The sequence below is a fragment of the Sphingobium sp. V4 genome (assembly GCF_029590555.1).
GTDB lineage: Bacteria > Pseudomonadota > Alphaproteobacteria > Sphingomonadales > Sphingomonadaceae > Sphingobium.
The window spans coordinates 356,128-371,607 of the sequence record NZ_CP081002.1; the positions used below are offsets into that span (position 1 = coordinate 356,128).

General features: G+C 64.7%; 16 protein-coding genes. 8 read left to right on the plus strand and 8 right to left on the minus strand.

What is annotated here, in order from left to right:
- Position 1 precedes the first annotated feature (1 nt).
- The 4 genes from ligA to K3M67_RS17320 form a co-directional block, all read right to left on the minus strand.
- A complete protein-coding gene (gene ligA, locus K3M67_RS17305) occupies positions 2-454 on the minus strand; it encodes a protocatechuate 4,5-dioxygenase subunit alpha (RefSeq protein WP_066863234.1) in 453 nt (150 codons plus the stop codon).
- On the minus strand, positions 451-1,476 hold the full coding sequence (locus tag K3M67_RS17310) for an amidohydrolase family protein (protein ID WP_066863237.1): 1,026 nt from the start codon (positions 1,474-1,476) through the stop codon (positions 451-453). Before K3M67_RS17310 ends, ligA begins: the two co-directional genes overlap by 4 nt.
- Positions 1,477-1,545: 69 nt before the next feature.
- Positions 1,546-2,439, minus strand: a complete 894-nt coding sequence (locus K3M67_RS17315; RefSeq protein ID WP_285833717.1) for an NAD(P)-dependent oxidoreductase — start codon at positions 2,437-2,439, stop codon at positions 1,546-1,548.
- 65 nt (positions 2,440-2,504) lie between these two features.
- Positions 2,505-3,656 (minus strand): LysR substrate-binding domain-containing protein, encoded by a 1,152-nt coding sequence (locus K3M67_RS17320; protein WP_066863240.1) that lies wholly within the window; start codon positions 3,654-3,656, stop codon positions 2,505-2,507.
- 103 nt (positions 3,657-3,759) lie between these two features.
- Between K3M67_RS17320 and ligK the strand changes: the two genes are divergently transcribed.
- The 3 genes from ligK to K3M67_RS17335 all read left to right on the plus strand — a co-directional run bounded on the left by ligK (position 3,760) and on the right by K3M67_RS17335 (position 6,511).
- Positions 3,760-4,434 carry a 4-carboxy-4-hydroxy-2-oxoadipate aldolase/oxaloacetate decarboxylase gene (ligK, locus tag K3M67_RS17325; protein ID WP_066863243.1) on the plus strand — a complete coding sequence of 225 codons (675 nt, stop codon included), beginning with the start codon at positions 3,760-3,762 and terminating at the stop codon, positions 4,432-4,434.
- Positions 4,435-4,507: 73 nt separating this feature from the next.
- Positions 4,508-5,542, plus strand: a complete 1,035-nt coding sequence (locus K3M67_RS17330) for a 4-oxalomesaconate tautomerase (RefSeq protein ID WP_285833718.1) — start codon at positions 4,508-4,510, stop codon at positions 5,540-5,542.
- A gap of 90 nt (positions 5,543-5,632) precedes the next feature.
- Positions 5,633-6,511: an amidohydrolase family protein gene (locus K3M67_RS17335; RefSeq protein WP_285833572.1), complete on the plus strand. Its 879-nt coding sequence runs from the start codon at positions 5,633-5,635 to the stop codon at positions 6,509-6,511.
- 38 nt (positions 6,512-6,549) lie between these two features.
- On the opposite strand, the gene K3M67_RS17340 is transcribed toward K3M67_RS17335, so the two are convergent.
- Positions 6,550-8,010: a carboxylesterase/lipase family protein gene (locus tag K3M67_RS17340; protein ID WP_285833573.1), complete on the minus strand. Its 1,461-nt coding sequence runs from the start codon at positions 8,008-8,010 to the stop codon at positions 6,550-6,552.
- 198 nt (positions 8,011-8,208) lie between these two features.
- On the opposite strand from K3M67_RS17340, the gene K3M67_RS17345 reads away from it, so the two are divergent.
- The 5 genes from K3M67_RS17345 (at position 8,209) to K3M67_RS17365 (ending at position 11,976) form a co-directional block, all read left to right on the plus strand.
- Positions 8,209-8,715 (plus strand): nuclear transport factor 2 family protein, encoded by a 507-nt coding sequence (locus tag K3M67_RS17345; protein ID WP_285833574.1) that lies wholly within the window; start codon positions 8,209-8,211, stop codon positions 8,713-8,715.
- A gap of 121 nt (positions 8,716-8,836) precedes the next feature.
- Positions 8,837-9,589 carry an SDR family NAD(P)-dependent oxidoreductase gene (locus K3M67_RS17350; RefSeq protein ID WP_285833575.1) on the plus strand — a complete coding sequence of 251 codons (753 nt, stop codon included), beginning with the start codon at positions 8,837-8,839 and terminating at the stop codon, positions 9,587-9,589.
- Between the two features lie 23 nt (positions 9,590-9,612).
- On the plus strand, positions 9,613-10,413 hold the full coding sequence (locus tag K3M67_RS17355) for an SDR family NAD(P)-dependent oxidoreductase (RefSeq protein WP_066863259.1): 801 nt from the start codon (positions 9,613-9,615) through the stop codon (positions 10,411-10,413).
- Complete coding sequence (locus K3M67_RS17360; RefSeq protein ID WP_502958918.1) at positions 10,410-11,066, plus strand: TetR/AcrR family transcriptional regulator; 657 nt, start codon at positions 10,410-10,412, stop codon at positions 11,064-11,066. The genes K3M67_RS17355 and K3M67_RS17360 overlap by 4 nt, the downstream gene beginning before the upstream one ends.
- A gap of 70 nt (positions 11,067-11,136) precedes the next feature.
- Positions 11,137-11,976 (plus strand): TauD/TfdA dioxygenase family protein, encoded by an 840-nt coding sequence (locus K3M67_RS17365; RefSeq protein WP_285833576.1) that lies wholly within the window; start codon positions 11,137-11,139, stop codon positions 11,974-11,976.
- 95 nt (positions 11,977-12,071) lie between these two features.
- Here K3M67_RS17365 and K3M67_RS17370 read toward each other — a convergent pair whose 3' ends face one another.
- Genes K3M67_RS17370 through K3M67_RS17380 form a run of 3 tightly spaced genes read right to left on the minus strand, consistent with a single transcriptional unit; the run spans position 12,072 to position 15,472 of the window.
- Positions 12,072-13,433, minus strand: a complete 1,362-nt coding sequence (locus tag K3M67_RS17370) for an aromatic ring-hydroxylating oxygenase subunit alpha (RefSeq protein ID WP_285833577.1) — start codon at positions 13,431-13,433, stop codon at positions 12,072-12,074.
- A 40-nt stretch (positions 13,434-13,473) separates the two neighbouring features.
- Positions 13,474-14,241 (minus strand): enoyl-CoA hydratase/isomerase family protein, encoded by a 768-nt coding sequence (locus K3M67_RS17375; RefSeq protein WP_285833578.1) that lies wholly within the window; start codon positions 14,239-14,241, stop codon positions 13,474-13,476.
- A gap of 1 nt (position 14,242) precedes the next feature.
- Complete coding sequence (locus K3M67_RS17380; protein WP_066863271.1) at positions 14,243-15,472, minus strand: acetyl-CoA hydrolase/transferase family protein; 1,230 nt, start codon at positions 15,470-15,472, stop codon at positions 14,243-14,245.
- Between the last annotated feature and the right edge of the window lie 8 nt (positions 15,473-15,480).

Genomic DNA, 15,480 nt, shown 5'->3' on the forward strand with positions numbered 1-15,480 from the left:
CTCAGCGATCCTCTTTCTTGGCGGCAGCCGCCGCTTCATTGGCCTTGATCGACCGCACGCCCTCGGGCGAGCGTCCGCCCTTCATCATCATCTCCCGATATTCGGGGAACGCCATGTCGGTCATGGTGCTGACCGCCTCGGCGAACGGAATCCCGTCGGTCGAAAACAGCTTGGACAGGAAATAGACATTGCCGCCCAGATCGAGGCATCGATTATAGTCCCGGTCCAGCAGCGCCTGCTTCTGCTCCTCGCTCAGCGGCCATTCGTCCAGATAGGCGCGCTCGTCGGCCTTGAACCGCTCCCGATTCTCCGCCTTCATCAGGCTCATCGCAAACTGGTTCATGTGATAGCCCTGCCGCGCGCGCTTGGCAGTGTAGACACGGGTTCCCGGAATATCCTCGAACTCGGCCAGATATTCGTGAATATCCTGATGCTTGGGATCTTCTGTTATCATATTCCCCTCTCCTTCAATTTGGCGTCGAGGCGCGGGAAGACGCGGCGGGCATTGCCCTCGAAGATCGCGGCGCGTTCCTCATCGCTGATCTCCAGCGCATCGACATAGCGCTTGGTGTCGTCGAAATAGAAGCCGGTGGTCGGGTCGATGCCGCGCACCGCGCCCACCATTTCCGACCCGAACAATATATTCTTGTTCTCGATCACGTCGGCCAGCAGGTCCACGCCCGGCTGATGATAGACGCAGGTGTCGAAGAAGATATTGTTCATCAGGTGCGTCGACAGATCGGGCTTCTTGAGCATGTCTGCCAGACCACGATATCGCCCCCAATGATAGGGGACCGCGCCGCCGCCATGCGGGATGATGAAGCGCAGCGTCGGGAAATCCTTGAACAGGTCACCTTCCAGCAACTGCATGAACGCGATGGTGTCGGCGGCGATATAATAGCCGCCGGTGGCGTGCATAGCCGGATTACAGCTGCCCGACACATGGATCATCGCCGGCACGTCCAGCTCGACCATCTTCTCGTAGAAAGGATACCAGTATTTGTCCGTCAGCGGCGGATGGGTGAAATGCCCGCCGCCCGGATCGGGATTGAGGTTGCAGCCGATAAAGCCCAGTTCGTTGACGCAGCGTTCCAGCTCCGCAATGCTGTTGCTCATGTCCGCCTTGGGCGACTGGGGCAACATGCACACGCCAACGAAGGTTTCGGGGAACATCGCCACCACGCGGGCGATCAGGTCGTTGCAGCGGATCGCCCACTCCTTCGCCATCGCCTCATCGCCGACATGCGGCGCCATCGCCGACGCCCGCGGCGAGAAGATGGTAAGATCGGCGCCACGTTCCTTGATGAGACGCAACTGGTTCGCCTCGATCGTCTCGCGAATCTCGGCGTCGCTGATCTCGGGATAGGGCGGGCATGGCGTACCAGCCTTGAACGCCGCCTTCTGCTCCTCGCGCCAGGCGTCATGCCCCTTGGGCAATACGGTATAATGACCGTGGCAATCGATAATCAGGCTCATCGCGTCTCTTTCCTCAACCTTTATCCGTCGGCCCAGCGCAGGTGCACCACGCCCGCCCAGCAAATTCCGTCATTCCCGCGAAGCCGGGTTCAGAAGAGGCGCAGGGGCAGAAATCACCCCAATCTTCGCGCCCAACCCTTCGGGCGGCGCCTTCACGCCCAGCCCGCCGATCGCCCGCTGCCGCGCGACCGTGCCGCGCGTCATCGCGGCGCCGGTACCCAGGCCCTCCAGCGTCCTGACCACTTCGTCCATCTCGGCGGCCCGGCGCGTGCCATGCACCAGCATCCGGTCGAGATTGTAATCCGCGCGTTCGTCCCAGGGCCGCGCCTTCTCGCTCGCGTCGAGCGATGCCAGCACCTCGTCCAGCACATCGGCTTGCGCCGCCGCCAGCACGCATTCGGCCGTCAGCGCCTCGATCCCCTTGACCATGACAGACCGGATCATCTTGATCGACGAAGCCCGCCCGACATCCGCGCCCACGACGCGGGTCTTGCCGAAGCCCAGCGCCCGCAGCCGCGCCTCCGCGTCGCCAGCCCGCGTGCCGCTCAGCAGCAAAGGCACGTTCAATCGCGCCGGATCGACCGGCGCCATCACCGCCACGTCGACATAATGTCCACCCGCCGCCTCGATCGCCTGCGCCGCTGCCTGCTTGGTCTGCGGCGCAACACTGTTTAGATCGCAATAGAGCGTGCCGGGCACGATCAGCGCCGCCGCCGCTTGCGCCACGGCCAGTGCCTGGTCGGCCGTCACCAGCGACAGCACCAGCGAAACCCCGTCCAGCGCGTCCTCGAGAAAACGGGCGGGCAGCACGCCAGCCTCGGCATAAGCCGCCAGCATCGCGTCACGCGCCGTCGCATCGTCCGTCTGTATGTCGAACACGTGGGCGGCCGCGGCCCAGTCCCCCGCTCGCGCAAAGGTGGACCCCGCTTCACCGAACCCGATCAGACCAACTTCCTGCTCCATGGCGACATCGGATGCCGCATCGCGCCAAAGCCCGCCAATCGAATCCGCCATTGCTTCATAAGAATTTACGAAGTCATTGCTCTGGCGGATGCTTCCACGGCTTCCATGAACTGCCGCTGGAGCCGGGTCGGGCGCCAATCGCCCCGCGTCGTCAATCCGATCGTCCGGCTGATCGCCCCTGGCGCCGGGCCAATGTCCGCCAACAACCCGACCTCCAGTTCCAGCGCCAGTTGATCATGCGACAGCAGGGTCAGATAATCGCCGCCGACCAGCAATTGCCGGATCGTCATCACCGACCCGCACTCGATCGGCACGGCTGGCAGGCCACCGCCCAATTCAGCAAACATCGCCCGCCACAATTGCCGCAGCGGCGTCCCTTCGGGCGGTAGTATCCAGGGGAAACGGCGCAGCGCATCGGCGTCCCACCCCGCTTCCAGCGGATGGCCGCGCCGCGCCAATATGGTCGGCCGATCCTCGAACAAGGATTGCTGGCCCAGGTCCAGTTCCATGGCCGGGTCGCGCAACGCACCGATCATCATGTCGATTTCGCCGTCGCGCAGCGGCCCGACCAACTCCGCATGGGATCCCTCATGGACCGATATGTCGACTTGCGGGAAGTCCGACCGGAAGCGGGCGATGGCCTCCGGCAACAAGCGCGCGCGGGACAGCGGCATCGCGCCCACCAGGATGCGCCCGCCTTCCTCGCCCTTCAGGTCGGCCAGTTCCTCCAGCCCCTGTCGCAATTCCGCCAGCGCCAGTCGCAGCCGCTGGGCCAGCGTCGTGCCGGCCTTGGTCAGCATCACGCCCCGACCTCGCCGGTCGACCAGCCGGCTGCCCACCGCCAGTCCCAGATCGCCGACCGCGCGATGCAGCGACGGTTCCGCCACGCCTGTCGCCGCCGCCGCCGCCGCATAGCTTCCCGCCCGCGCCAGCGCGACGAAAGCGCGCACCTGCGCCGCGGTCACCCGATTGCTGCCGATCAGGCGCAAGGCCACGTCGATGCGCGGCTTCAGCCGCCACGCAGCCTCCAGCGCGGCCATGCCGCCAGGCTGCCGCTCGAACAGCCGCACGCCCAGTTGCGCCTCAAGTTTCGCGATGCCCTGTGTCACCGCCGGTTGGGTCAGATTGACCGCGCGCGCCGCCAGGCTGACGCTGCCCTGGTCGACGACGGCTGCCATGGCGGCGAGATGGCGGATATTGAACTGATCGGGCTGCATATTTGATAATTAGCAAAATTTAATGATGCTGCGCCAGATCGGATTTGAGCATTGTCGCAAAGCTGTCCATGTCGCTGTCCATCTTGGGAGAAGGAGCAGTTCCATGTCCGGTGTCGTCGTCCAGAATATCGAAAGGGCGGAACTCGCCGTCGTTGATGGCCTTGCCAAGTGCGGCGTGGCGACCGTCCATGAAGCGCAGGGCCGTACCGGCCTCCTCGCCTCCTACATGCGCCCCATCTATGCCGGCGCCCGCATCGCCGGCAGCGCCGTTACCATCTCCGCCGCGCCCGGCGACAACTGGATGGTCCATGTCGCGATCGAACAGCTCAAGGAAGGCGACGTCCTCCTGCTGGCCCCCACCAGTCCCTGCACCGACGGCTATTTCGGCGACCTGCTCGCCACCTCGGCCCAGGCACGCGGCTGCCGCGGCCTCATCATTGACGCGGGCGTGCGCGACGTGCGCGATCTGACGCAAATGAACTTCCCGGTCTGGTCGAAGGCGGTTCATGCGCAGGGCACGGTCAAGAACACGATCGGCTCAGTCAACGTCCCGGTCATCTGCGCCAATGCGCTGGTCAATCCGGGCGACGTCATCATTGCCGACGATGACGGCGTGTGCGTCGTCCCCCGCGCCGATGCCGCCGCCGTGCTCGAAAAGGCGCAGGCTCGCGAAGCTGCCGAGGAAGCCAAGCGCGTCCGCCTTGCGGCCGGCGAACTCGGGCTCGACATCTACAATATGCGCCCGCGCCTCGAAGAAATGGGCCTGAAATATGTCTGACACGGCCCCCTCCGCAAAAGCGGGAACCGGTTTTTCGCCCGGAGCAGCGGGCGCGCAGACCAGCGCCCGCGTCATGTGGATGCGCGGCGGCACGTCCAAGGGCGGCTATTTTCTGGCTGAAGACCTGCCGGCCGACACGGCCGCGCGCGACGCCTTCCTGCTGCGGATCATGGGTTCGCCCGACCCGCGCCAGATCGACGGGATGGGCGGCGCCGACCCGCTCACCAGCAAGGTCGCGGTCGTGAAGAAATCCGAACGGGAGGGCGTCGATGTCGACTATCTCTTCCTCCAGGTCTTCGTCGATAAGGCCGTCGTCACCGACGCGCAGAATTGCGGCAATATCCTCGCCGGCATCGGCCCCTTCGCGATCGAGCGCGGCCTCGTCGCCGCGCAGCAGGATGAGACCGGCGTCGCCATCTTCATGGAGAATACCGGCCAGATCGCCATCGCCACGGTGCAGACCCCCGATGGCCAGGTCCGCTATGACGGCGAAGCAAAGATCGACGGCGTCCCCGGCGGCGCCGCGCCCATCCCGCTGGAGTTCCGTGACACCGCCGGCTCCTCCTGCGGCGCGCTGCTGCCCACCGGCAACGCCTTTGACGAAGTGGAGGGCGTGCGCGTTACCCTGATCGACAACGGGATGCCGTGCGTCGTCATGAAGGCGCAGGATGTCGGCGTCACCGGCTACGAGGATCGCGACACGCTCGACAAGGACAGCGACCTCAAGGCGCGCATCGAAAAAATCCGCCTTGCCGTTGGCGAGCGAATGAACCTGGGCGACGTCACGGACAAGTCGGTGCCCAAGATGATGCTGGTCGCGCCGCCGCGCGACGGCGGCGCGGTCACGGTGCGTAGCTTCATCCCGCATCGCGCCCATGCCTCGATCGGCGTGCTCGGCGCGGTCAGCGTCGCCACCGCCTGCCTGATCGAGGGATCACCCGCGGCCGAGGTCGCGTCGATCCCGGACGGCAATCGCAAGACGCTCTCGGTCGAACATCCCACCGGGGAAACGACCTGCGTCATGGAACTGGATGAAAGCGGCGCCGTCACCAGCGCAGCCATGCTGCGCACCGCGCGCAAATTGATGGACGGCATCGTTTTTTCGTAACCCGTTCGGGCTGAGCCTGTCGAAGCCCTGCACTTTTCTTCAAGAAAGAATTGCCCTTCGACAGGCCAGGGGCGAACGGAGTTTTGAGATATGACCCGCATCACCAGCTGGCACGGCAATCCGTCCAAGCCGCTCTACACCCCTCCGGCCGGCGCGATCGACGTCCATTGCCATGTGTTCGGCCCGATGGCGGACTTCCCCTTCAGCGCAAAAGCCAAATATCTCCCCGAAGACGCCGGCCCGGACATGCTGTTTGCGCTGCGCGACCATCTGGGCTTCGACCGCAACGTCATCGTGCAGGCCAGCTGCCACGGCACCGACAATGCCGCCACGCTCGATGCCATCGCCAGGTCGAACGGAAAGGCGCGCGGCGTCGCCGTGGTCGATCCAGCCATCTCGGAAGCCGACCTTGCGGCCCTGCACGACGGCGGGATGCGCGGCATCCGCTTCAATTTCCTCAAGCGTCTGGTCGATGACGCGCCCAAGGACAAGTTCCTCGAAGTGGCGAAGCGCCTGCCCAAGGGCTGGCATGTCGTCATATATTTCGAGGCGGATATTCTCGAAGAACTGCGTCCCTTCATGGATGCGATCCCGGTGCCGCTGGTGATCGACCATATGGGCCGCCCGGACGTGACCCAGGGACCGGACGGCGCCGACATGAAGGCGTTTCGCGCTTTCCTGAACAGCCGGGACGACATCTGGTTCAAGGCCACTTGCCCCGACCGCCTCGACCAGACTGGCGACCCCTGGAACGCCTTTGCCGATGCAGTAGCGCCGCTGGTAGCCGACTATCAGGATCGCGTCCTCTGGGGCACCGACTGGCCGCACCCCAATATGCAGGATGCGATCCCCGACGACGGCCATCTGGTCGACATGATCCCGCGCATCGCGCCGACCGAAGCGCTCCAGCGCAAGCTGCTGATCGAGAATCCGATGCGGCTCTACTGGCCCGAGGAAATCGGCGCCTGATCGCCCGCCTGCGTCGGGGCGGAGGCGGGCGACAGGCCTCAGGCCAGCGCCACGCCCACGTCCCGTCCACGCCAGGCGCGCCAGCGCTCCGCGTCCGGACAGGATGCGATCCGGTCCTCCAGATTGAAGACCATCGTCTGGCCGCCTGTCGCTTCATAGCATGGCCAGCCGTCCGCCGGCGCGCCATGCCGGACAAAATGCGCGATATGATCGGTCATCCGCCGGCCGAGCGCCGCGCGGCGGCCCGACATGGGGCCGCCCCGCGCCAGCGCCGCACGCAGGCCGCGCATCGGCCAGGTCAGCGTCAGGTCCAACCCGTGCGTCGCGCCCGCGATCGGATGGGCATAATCGAACCGATAGAACCAGGTCGGGCTATGCGTCGCGTGCCGGTCGGCAAAATGCCGGGTCGGCATAGCGAAAGCGACGTCGCTGGCCAGCGCGCGGCGCCCGGCGGCCGTGCGCGGATAGGCTGCGACGATCTTCTGCATCGCCTCGGCGCCCAACTGCCGCTCCAGCAGCGCTTCGAGCGCTGACCAGCTAGTCGGCAATATCTCTCCGGGCATGAGTTCGAACAGGCGGATCTCCAGCCCCGTCGCGCCGGCGAGCAGCGGTACCGGCGCGGCCTGCGCCTTATGCAACGCCTCCAGCGACCCCGGCACCAGATCGCCGTCCAGCCACGGCGCCGCCGGCACGGTGCCAGGATTCGCCGCACCGACAGCCGCCTGCGCCTCGAACAGGTGCGACAGGGGCAGGCTGCGCACATCGGGTGAACCCACCTTGCCCAAGCCCAAAGCCGCCACATAGTCGCGCGCGATCGCCTCGCTGCGCGACCGGCCGTGCACCAGGCTGACCGCCCCGCTTTGCATGATCGCCTGCTGGAACAGACCCCTCGCGTCAGGGGCGTGCAGCAGCAGCGATACCGACATGGAGCCGGCGGACTGGCCGCCGATCGTGACGCGCGACGGATCGCCCCCGAACGCCGCGATATTGTGCTGAACCCATTGCAGCGCTGCGATCTGGTCGCGCAGGCCCAGATTGGACGGGATGGACGGGTCATCCAGCGCCGCGCCGAAATTGACGAAGCCAAGCACGCCCAGCCGATAATTGATGGTGACGACGATGATGCCGCCATCCCTCGCAATGCCGGAGCCGTCATAGGGATTGCCGCTGCCCGCGACAAATGCGCCGCCATGTATCCAGACGTAGACGGGAAGTCGCTCTCCGTCCGGGCGCCCCTCCGGTACGTAGATATTGAGGGTCAGGCAATTCTCGTCGAAATCAGGAGGTGAAAGCCGCGCCCGTTTCGCGGAATTGCCATACATTTGCGGGCATTGCGGCCCCATGCTGGAGGCGTCTCTCGCGCCTTCCCAAGCCGGAACGGCGACAGGTGCGGCAAAGCGTCCGGCCTGCGCATAGGGAATGCCGAGCCAGCGCGAAACGCCATCCGCGCTGACACCGCTGACCCTCCCGGCCTGCGTTGCGGCGATTCGCCTGTCCATATGCTTTCCGCTCCCACCCATTTTTTGCTGATACGACTTAAAGCGCAGGCGACGCCGTCCCGAAACCCCGGAACGGATGATTGATCGCCCTCCCGATATCGGATGGTCGGACATGCTCCGGGGTCATGAACTGCGGCGCGCCATAGTGACCTGCATCCCTCGTTCGGATTAGCCTTTGCCGCAACGAGGAGGAGAGGAATGATGGACTTGTTGGCCGAACTGGTCGCCAAGGAAGAAATAAGGCAGTTGGCGCTGCTCTATTCGCGTGGCGTCGACCGCAAGGACATAGCGCTGCTGCGCTCCCTCTACACTATCGACGCCATCGACAATCATGGCCCCTATTATAATGGCCCTGTCGATGGTTATATCGCCTTTCTCGAAGCATCCCTGCCCCATATGCATATCGGCAGCCATTGCGTGTGCAATCATCTGGTCCATGTCGACGGCGATGAGGCGGAAGGGGAGGTCTACGCCATCGCATGGCACCTTATCCCGGACGGCAAAGGCGGTTTGCAGCATGACATCCAGTCGGTGCGCTATGTCGATCGTTACCGCAGGGATGATGGGCAATGGCGGTTCGCCCGGCGCGACGTGACGTTCGACATGAAGCTGCTCCAGCCGGCCGCCGACCATGGCGCCAAGCCCGATCCCACGCGCGACGTCAGCTATGCCATGCTCCGATCCGCGCTCTTCGCGCGGCACTGATGCCTCGATTTACGCGGAGGCGATCTTCGGCGGCGGGCGCTTGACAGTCGAGGCGCTCCAATGCTGATCACCTGTTCAACAACACCATTCGTCCATGGACGATAGACGGGAAGGATTTGCGATGACACGCTCACTCAATGGCAAGGTCGCGGTTGTGACGGGCGCCGGATCGGGCATCGGCCGCGCCATCGCCCTTCGCCTGGCCGAGGATACGGCAAAGATTGCAGTCTGGGACATCAATGGGGAAGGCGCTGCCGAAACGGCGCGCCTGATCGAGGAAGCGGGCGGCACCGCCATCGCGATCACCGCGGATTGCGCCGAAAAGAGCGCGATCCATGCGGCGGCGGCGGAAACCCGGTCGCGGCTCGGGCCGGTCGCGATCCTCGTGAACAATGCCGGCATAGCGCCGTTCACGCCCTTCATGGATATTGACGACGACCTGTTCGACAAGGTGATCCGCATCAACCTGCGCGGCCCTTATCTGGTCGTCAAGGAAGTGCTGCCCGACATGCTCGCCGCCGGATGGGGCCGGGTCATCAACATCACCTCCTCGTCGGTCCAGTCCGGGTCCTTCGCACAGGGGCATTATGTCTCGTCGAAGGGAGGCCTCATGGGCATGACAAAGGCTTTGGCGCTGGAATTCGCTGCGAGCGGCGTGACGTTCAACATGGTGCCCCCCGGATTCATCGACACCCCGATGCTGCGCGCCGCGCCGATCGACGTCGATGCTTTTGCCCAGACCCTGCCCATGAAACGCATCGGCAAGCCCGAGGACATCGCGGCCGCCTGCGCCTATCTGGCGTCGGAGGAGGCCAGCTATATCACCGGCCAGACGATCAGTACCAATGGCGGCCGCTACATGGGTTCCCACTGACGCCAGCCTGGAAGGGATGATCGATGCGTCTCCACGGCAAGGTCGCCATTATCACCGGCGCCGCAGGGGGAATGGGCGAAGCAGCGGCGCAGCTCTTCGCGCGGGAAGGCGCATCGGTCGCGGCCGTCGATCTCGACGAGGCGCGCGTCGCGCCGATCGTGCAGGCCATCCGCGCACAGGGCGGAACGGCGATAGCGGTCGGCGCGGACGTCAGCCGGTCGGCCGAAGTGGCCGCGATCGTCGCCCGCACCGAAGCTGAACTGGGCCTCCCGACCATCCTGTTCAACAATGCCGGCGTGGACACGGAGAACAAGCAATCGATCCTCTCGATCGACGAAGCGGCCTTCGACAAATGTCTTGAAGTCAATCTCAAGGGCGTGTGGCTGATGATAAAGCATGTCGCGCCCCGCATGATCGAGGCGGGTGGCGGATCGATCGTCAACACCGCCTCCATCGCCGCGTCGATAGTCGCGGGCACGGCCGGCTATTGCGCGTCCAAGGCGGGCGTGGTCGCGCTCTCCAAGGTCGCGGCCGTGGAACTTGGGCGGTACGGCATCCGGGTCAACGCCCTCTGTCCCGGTGCGACCGAAACGCCCATGGCCAAGCATCAGCGGGCGGAAATGGAACGGGCGGGATTGCCGACATCAAGCACGCTGATCGATCGGATGGGCGTGCTCGGCCGCATGGCTGATCCGGAGGAGATGGCGCGGATGGCGCTGTTCCTGGCCAGCGACGAGGCCAGCTTCGCCACTGGCGGGGTCTTCAACAACGATGCCGGCTGGACCGCGATGAGCGGCATTTCGGTGCAGGATTTCGCGCGATGACGCCTGCGGGGGATCGCACGATCTTCGGACAGGCTTGCACGGGCGGCGGCGACACTTATGCTCGGGCCATGGTCCAGAAACGCCGCGTCGGAACCGAAAGCTCCGAAACCCGTGCCCGCATCCTCGATGCCGCTGAACAGGTCATCCGCGATGATGGCTATGCTGCCGCCAGCAGCCGCCGCGTCGCGCTCCGCGCCGCGCTGCCGCCATCGCTCGTCCATTATTATTTCCCGACGACCGACGATCTTCTGCTCGCTGTCTTTCGCCGCGGCGCGGAGCAGAGCGACCGGATGATCGCCGATGCGCTCGCCAGCGATGACCCGGTCCATGCGCTCTGGCGCTTCTTCGTGGACACGAGCCGCACCGGACTGGCGATGGAATTTGTCGCCCTGGCCAATCACCGCAAGGCCATTCGCGCGGAGATCGCGCGCCATAGCGAGGAGATGCGCGCGCGGCAGGTCGAAGCGCTGGAACACATCGCGGGCGCCCGGCTGGCCGAACGCGGCGTGACGGCCGCCGGCCTCAGCCTGTTACTGGCGGCCGCCGGCCGCGCTCTCGTCATGGAGGGCGGACTCGGTGTCGTCGCTGGACATGAGGATGCGAGGGCTGCCGTCGAAAAATGGCTGGACGACCTGTTCCCTCCAAAAAAATGAGATGCCTTGACTTTTTCGTCCACCCATGCTGAACAGGTGTTCAACGTTGAGGAAGAAAGGAGAGTCGGGCATGTCCGCCACCACGATCACGCGCTTCGTCCATGAAGAGATCAAGCCCAGGATCGGCAGCCGAATCCTGAACAGCAAGGAGGAATTGCTGGCGGGTGATCTGGGTCCGCAGATTCGCGAATTGCTCGAGCAGCGCGGCGTGCTGGTTTTTCCGAAGATCAACTTCACCGATGAAGAGCAGGTCGCCTTCACCAAGACGCTTGGCGGCTTTGCGGCGGAGATCCGCGGCGGCGAGGAAATCCACAAGATCACGCTGGACGTGAAGGAAAATCCCCAGAGCGCCGAATATCTCAAGGGATCGCTCTATTGGCATATCGACGGCACGATGAACGACGTGCCGATCCTGGCATCCCTGCTGTCGTGCAAGGTGCCGGCCAGTTGGGGCGGCAATACCGGCTTCTGCAACACCTATGCCGCCTATGACGCGTTGAGCGACGAGCAGAAGGCCGAATATGACAAGCTGCGCGTCGTCCATTCGGTCTGGGCCAGCGTTTTCTATTACGAACCGGAACCCAGCTTGGCCAAGCTCAAGGGGATGCAGGCGATCGGTGAGAATGAGCTGCCGCTGGTGTGGAACCATCGGTCGGGCCGCAAGTCGCTGGTGCTGGGCTGCACCGCGCATCGCGTGCTGGACATGCCCGCGGCCAGGAGCGCCGAAATCCTTGTGGGCCTGCGCGAGTGGGCGACGCAGGAGGAGTTCAGCTACAGCCACGAATGGAGCGTCGGCGACCTGGTGATCTGGGACAATACCGGCACCATGCACCGGGCCGAGGCCTATGATCCCAATTGCGGCCGGATGATGCATCGCACCAAGCTGCAAGGCGAAGAGCCCTTCGAATAAGCCGACCGAAAGATCAAGGAAAAAGCCGCCGCCATGATCTGGCGGCGGCTTTTTCCGTTCCGGAAAGGGGGCGGTGCCACCACCCCCTCCATGGCTCAATCCAGCGGTTCAGGGTCGCCCGTGCCCATGTAGCGGGCCAGATTATGGTGCAGGCTGGCCACGGCCCGTTCCATATAGGGGTTTGGCTGGGTGCCGCGAAAGCCGACATTCTTCATCCCATGCTGGACGGCAGCCATGTTGGTGAAGTCCTGCTGCAGCACCGGCGGCCACTCCTCCGCTGCGGTGTAGGTCCATTCCGTCTGTGGCGCCTCCCCTTCAGGGAACAGTTCGTAGACCGCTGCCTCGAAGATGCATTTGTCTGGGTCGGCGCCATAGGGCCGGGCCGAATAGCAGAGCATGTTGTTGACCGCGTGGCCGATCTGGAAATTGGGGAATATCTGCCAGGCGGTGCCGCTCCTGGCCGTGTGGGCGGGATCGACCACGGGCCAGAACACCCCCCGCTTTTCGTCGTCGGCACGCGCGCTTGCCAGCCAATGCTGGAGCACCTGGGGTGCGGGCGTTCCCTCCGGCAATTCGTCCTTCAGCCGCTCGGCGGCCCGGACCAGCGTCATGGTCGTGTTGGTATTGGCATTCTCCCAGGTGAAAAGCTGCATTTCGGCCGTGGACAGGCGGGGATCCTCGCCCGAGCCGATGCGCAATTTCGCCTGGTTCTCGTCCATGTTCTTCGGGGCGTCATAGCCGATATTGCTGTGCAGCCCATATTTGCGCGCCCATCCCCGGAACTCGCCGAAGGCGTTGAATTCCGGATGGGTGGTCTGGATATGATAGGTTTCGCTGAACGCTTCGAGCGCCACCTTCCAGTTGCAGTCGAAGATGATCCATTTGCGCCAGCGATAGCGCATATTCTGCAACTGGAAGGGATCCAGCATTTCCGGCACGACGCCCAGATAGTCGGCAAGCGTCCCGCAATCGGGATCGAGATTGATCCAGGCCCAGCCACCCCAGCTATCGACGCGGACATCGCCCAGTTTCGTCCTCTCGGCCGTCAGCTTGCCCTGCCAGTCGTCCTGGTGGTTCACGAAGGTGCATTGGCCCTGCCGGTCGAAAGTCCAGCCATGAAAGCCGCATATGATGCTGGTGCGATTGCCCCGCGCATTGCGCGCGCCGGCCGGCGTATCGATCAGCCGGCGCCCCCGGTGCGGACAGACATTGTGGAATGCGCGCAGTTCGTCCGGCCCCGTCCGCATGACGATGACCGAATCCTCCAATATGTCGTAGGTGATGAAGTCGCCGACATTGGGAATGTCCTCGATGCGCGCCGCCTGCAACCACAGTTTGCGCCAGAGCCGGTCCTGTTCCGCGCGGGCATAATCCTTCGAAATATAGGCCTCGACCGGAACCCTGACCGGCGCGATCAGGGTCTCATCCGGCTGGGCGACCTTGCTCAGTTCGTTCATGCCATCCTCGCTTTCCGGGCGGCGCGGCCGCCCTGTCTGTTCAGCGGCCCTGCCAATCGGGCCGGCGTTTTTCGGCAAAGGCGCGCGGACCTTCCTGCGCATCGTCGCTCATATAGGCATGTTCGGACGCGGCCCGCGCAGCCTGCAGCGCTGCGGCACGGCCCATCTCCGTCGCCAGCATCACCGTGTCGCGGCCCGCCTTGACGGAGAGCGGCGCGCCTTCCAGGACTTCCGCCGCCAGTTCCAGCGCCGCGTCCATCAGCGCCGCCGGCTCGGCAAGCCGATTGACAAGACCGATTTCATAGGCCCGCTGCGCGGTGATCGGCTTTCCGGTCAGGATGATTTCCATCATGATCCGCTGGGGAATCATGTGAATGAGCGGCGCCGCCCATGGGGAAGACCGACCGACCTTGACCTCGGTGATGGCGAAGCGCGCCGTGTTGCTGGCGACACAAAGGTCGCAGGCCTGGGCGATCATCCATCCACCGGCAAAAGCCACCCCGTTGACCGCCGCGATCGTCGGCTTGGACAGTTCTATGCTGTCATAGGGCAGCGGAAAAAGGTCGCGCGGCGGCACCCTCATCCCGGTCTCGACCATCTCCTTGAGGTCGCCGCCCGCGCAGAAAGCCCGGTCTCCCGCACCGGTCAGAATGGCGATGCGCAGGGTCGGGCAGCGTTCGAACCGATCCCATGCCGCCCGCAATCCCTCTCGCACGTCGCGGCTGAGGCAATTGCGCTGTTCGGGGCGATTGATGGTGAGGATGGCGATACCGTCGCTGCGGGCCTCGAAAAGGACGGCGTCACTCATGTCAGAACCCCTGCTGCTGGATCATGTGGGCCGCGCGCTCGAGCATTTCGCGAAAATCAGGATGCGCGATGGCGATCAGGCGGCGCGTGCGCTCGGCCAGATTTTGTCCCTTGAGTTCCGCCGCGCCGAATTCGGTGACGACGATGTCGACGTCGCTGCGCGCGGTCGTGACCGGACCCGAAAGCTGGGACACGATCTTGCTGACAGTCCCGCCCTTGGCCGATGCCGACAGGGCGATGATCGAGCGTCCGCCGGGCGATCGCGCGCCAGCCCGGACGAAATCGACCTGGCCGCCCGTGCCGCCGAGATAGGCGGAGCCGGACTGTTCGGCATTGACCTGGCCGGTCAGGTCGACCTCCAGCGCCGAGTTGATGGTCACCAGTCGGGACAGCCGGCCCAATATCGCGGCATCATGGGTATAGCTGGTTGCGCACATGCGGATGGCGGGGTTGCGATGCACCCAGTCATACAGGCGCCGGGTGCCGATCAGCGCACCGTTGATGGAAACGCCGGCGTCGATTTCCTTGCGGGCGTTGGTGACGACCCCGGCCTCGACCAGATCGACGAGCCCGTCGCCGATCATGCCCGAATGCACGCCCAGATCCTTGCGATCCTTGAGAAGGCGCAGCAGCGCGTCGGGCACGGCGCCGATGCCGGTCTGGATGACCGCGCCGTCGCCGATATAGGCGGCGCAGTGCCCGGCGATGGCCTCGTCGACCGCACCGATGGCGGCGGGCTGTACCTCCACCGGCGGTCGATTGACCGGAATCGCCATGTCGATCGCCGAAGCGGATATGCTCTCGCCGCAGGTGAAGGGCACGGCTTCGTTGACTTCGGCAATGACGACCCGCGCCTTGTCGACCGCGGCGCGGACATGATCGCTGATCAGGCCGCAACTATGGTTGCCGTCGGCATCGGCCGGGCTGACCTGGATCATCGCCACGTCGCAGGGGATGATCCCGGCGGTTATGAGCGGCCCGACCTGGCTGACATGGACAGGGATGATCTGCAACCGGCCGGCCTTCGTCATCGACCGGAGCGTCCCGATCGCACCCATGCTCGAAAGGGCGAAGCTCTCGGCACTTTCCGGCGTGAACAGGCCGGAAAAGCTGGTCGCGATGAAGGCGGTGAGGCCCCTTATCCCAGCGCCCTGCTCGATCAGCGCCTCTACCAGGCTGGTCGGTTCCCCGCAGGCCTGGCCGAAGACGATCGCATCGCCGGCCCTTAACATATCGGCGA

Bases quoted from the DNA above. Each gene is read 5' to 3' on its own strand.
- K3M67_RS17310 (WP_066863237.1), bottom strand. From the start codon at position 1,476: ATGAGCCTGATTATCGATTGCCACGGTCATTATACCGTATTGCCCAAG.
- K3M67_RS17365 (WP_285833576.1), top strand. From the start codon at position 11,137: ATGTCCGCCACCACGATCACGCGCTTCGTCCATGAAGAGATCAAGCCC.
- K3M67_RS17370 (WP_285833577.1), bottom strand. From the start codon at position 13,433: ATGAACGAACTGAGCAAGGTCGCCCAGCCGGATGAGACCCTGATCGCG.
- ligA (WP_066863234.1), bottom strand. From the start codon at position 454: ATGATAACAGAAGATCCCAAGCATCAGGATATTCACGAATATCTGGCC.
- K3M67_RS17380 (WP_066863271.1), bottom strand. From the start codon at position 15,472: ATGTTAAGGGCCGGCGATGCGATCGTCTTCGGCCAGGCCTGCGGGGAA.
- K3M67_RS17340 (WP_285833573.1), bottom strand. From the start codon at position 8,010: ATGGACAGGCGAATCGCCGCAACGCAGGCCGGGAGGGTCAGCGGTGTC.
- K3M67_RS17345 (WP_285833574.1), top strand. From the start codon at position 8,209: ATGATGGACTTGTTGGCCGAACTGGTCGCCAAGGAAGAAATAAGGCAG.
- K3M67_RS17330 (WP_285833718.1), top strand. From the start codon at position 4,508: ATGTGGATGCGCGGCGGCACGTCCAAGGGCGGCTATTTTCTGGCTGAA.
- ligK (WP_066863243.1), top strand. From the start codon at position 3,760: ATGTCCGGTGTCGTCGTCCAGAATATCGAAAGGGCGGAACTCGCCGTC.
- K3M67_RS17335 (WP_285833572.1), top strand. From the start codon at position 5,633: ATGACCCGCATCACCAGCTGGCACGGCAATCCGTCCAAGCCGCTCTAC.
- K3M67_RS17360 (WP_502958918.1), top strand. From the start codon at position 10,410: ATGACGCCTGCGGGGGATCGCACGATCTTCGGACAGGCTTGCACGGGC.
- K3M67_RS17350 (WP_285833575.1), top strand. From the start codon at position 8,837: ATGACACGCTCACTCAATGGCAAGGTCGCGGTTGTGACGGGCGCCGGA.
- K3M67_RS17355 (WP_066863259.1), top strand. From the start codon at position 9,613: ATGCGTCTCCACGGCAAGGTCGCCATTATCACCGGCGCCGCAGGGGGA.
- K3M67_RS17315 (WP_285833717.1), bottom strand. From the start codon at position 2,439: ATGGAGCAGGAAGTTGGTCTGATCGGGTTCGGTGAAGCGGGGTCCACC.
- K3M67_RS17320 (WP_066863240.1), bottom strand. From the start codon at position 3,656: ATGCAGCCCGATCAGTTCAATATCCGCCATCTCGCCGCCATGGCAGCC.
- K3M67_RS17375 (WP_285833578.1), bottom strand. From the start codon at position 14,241: ATGAGTGACGCCGTCCTTTTCGAGGCCCGCAGCGACGGTATCGCCATC.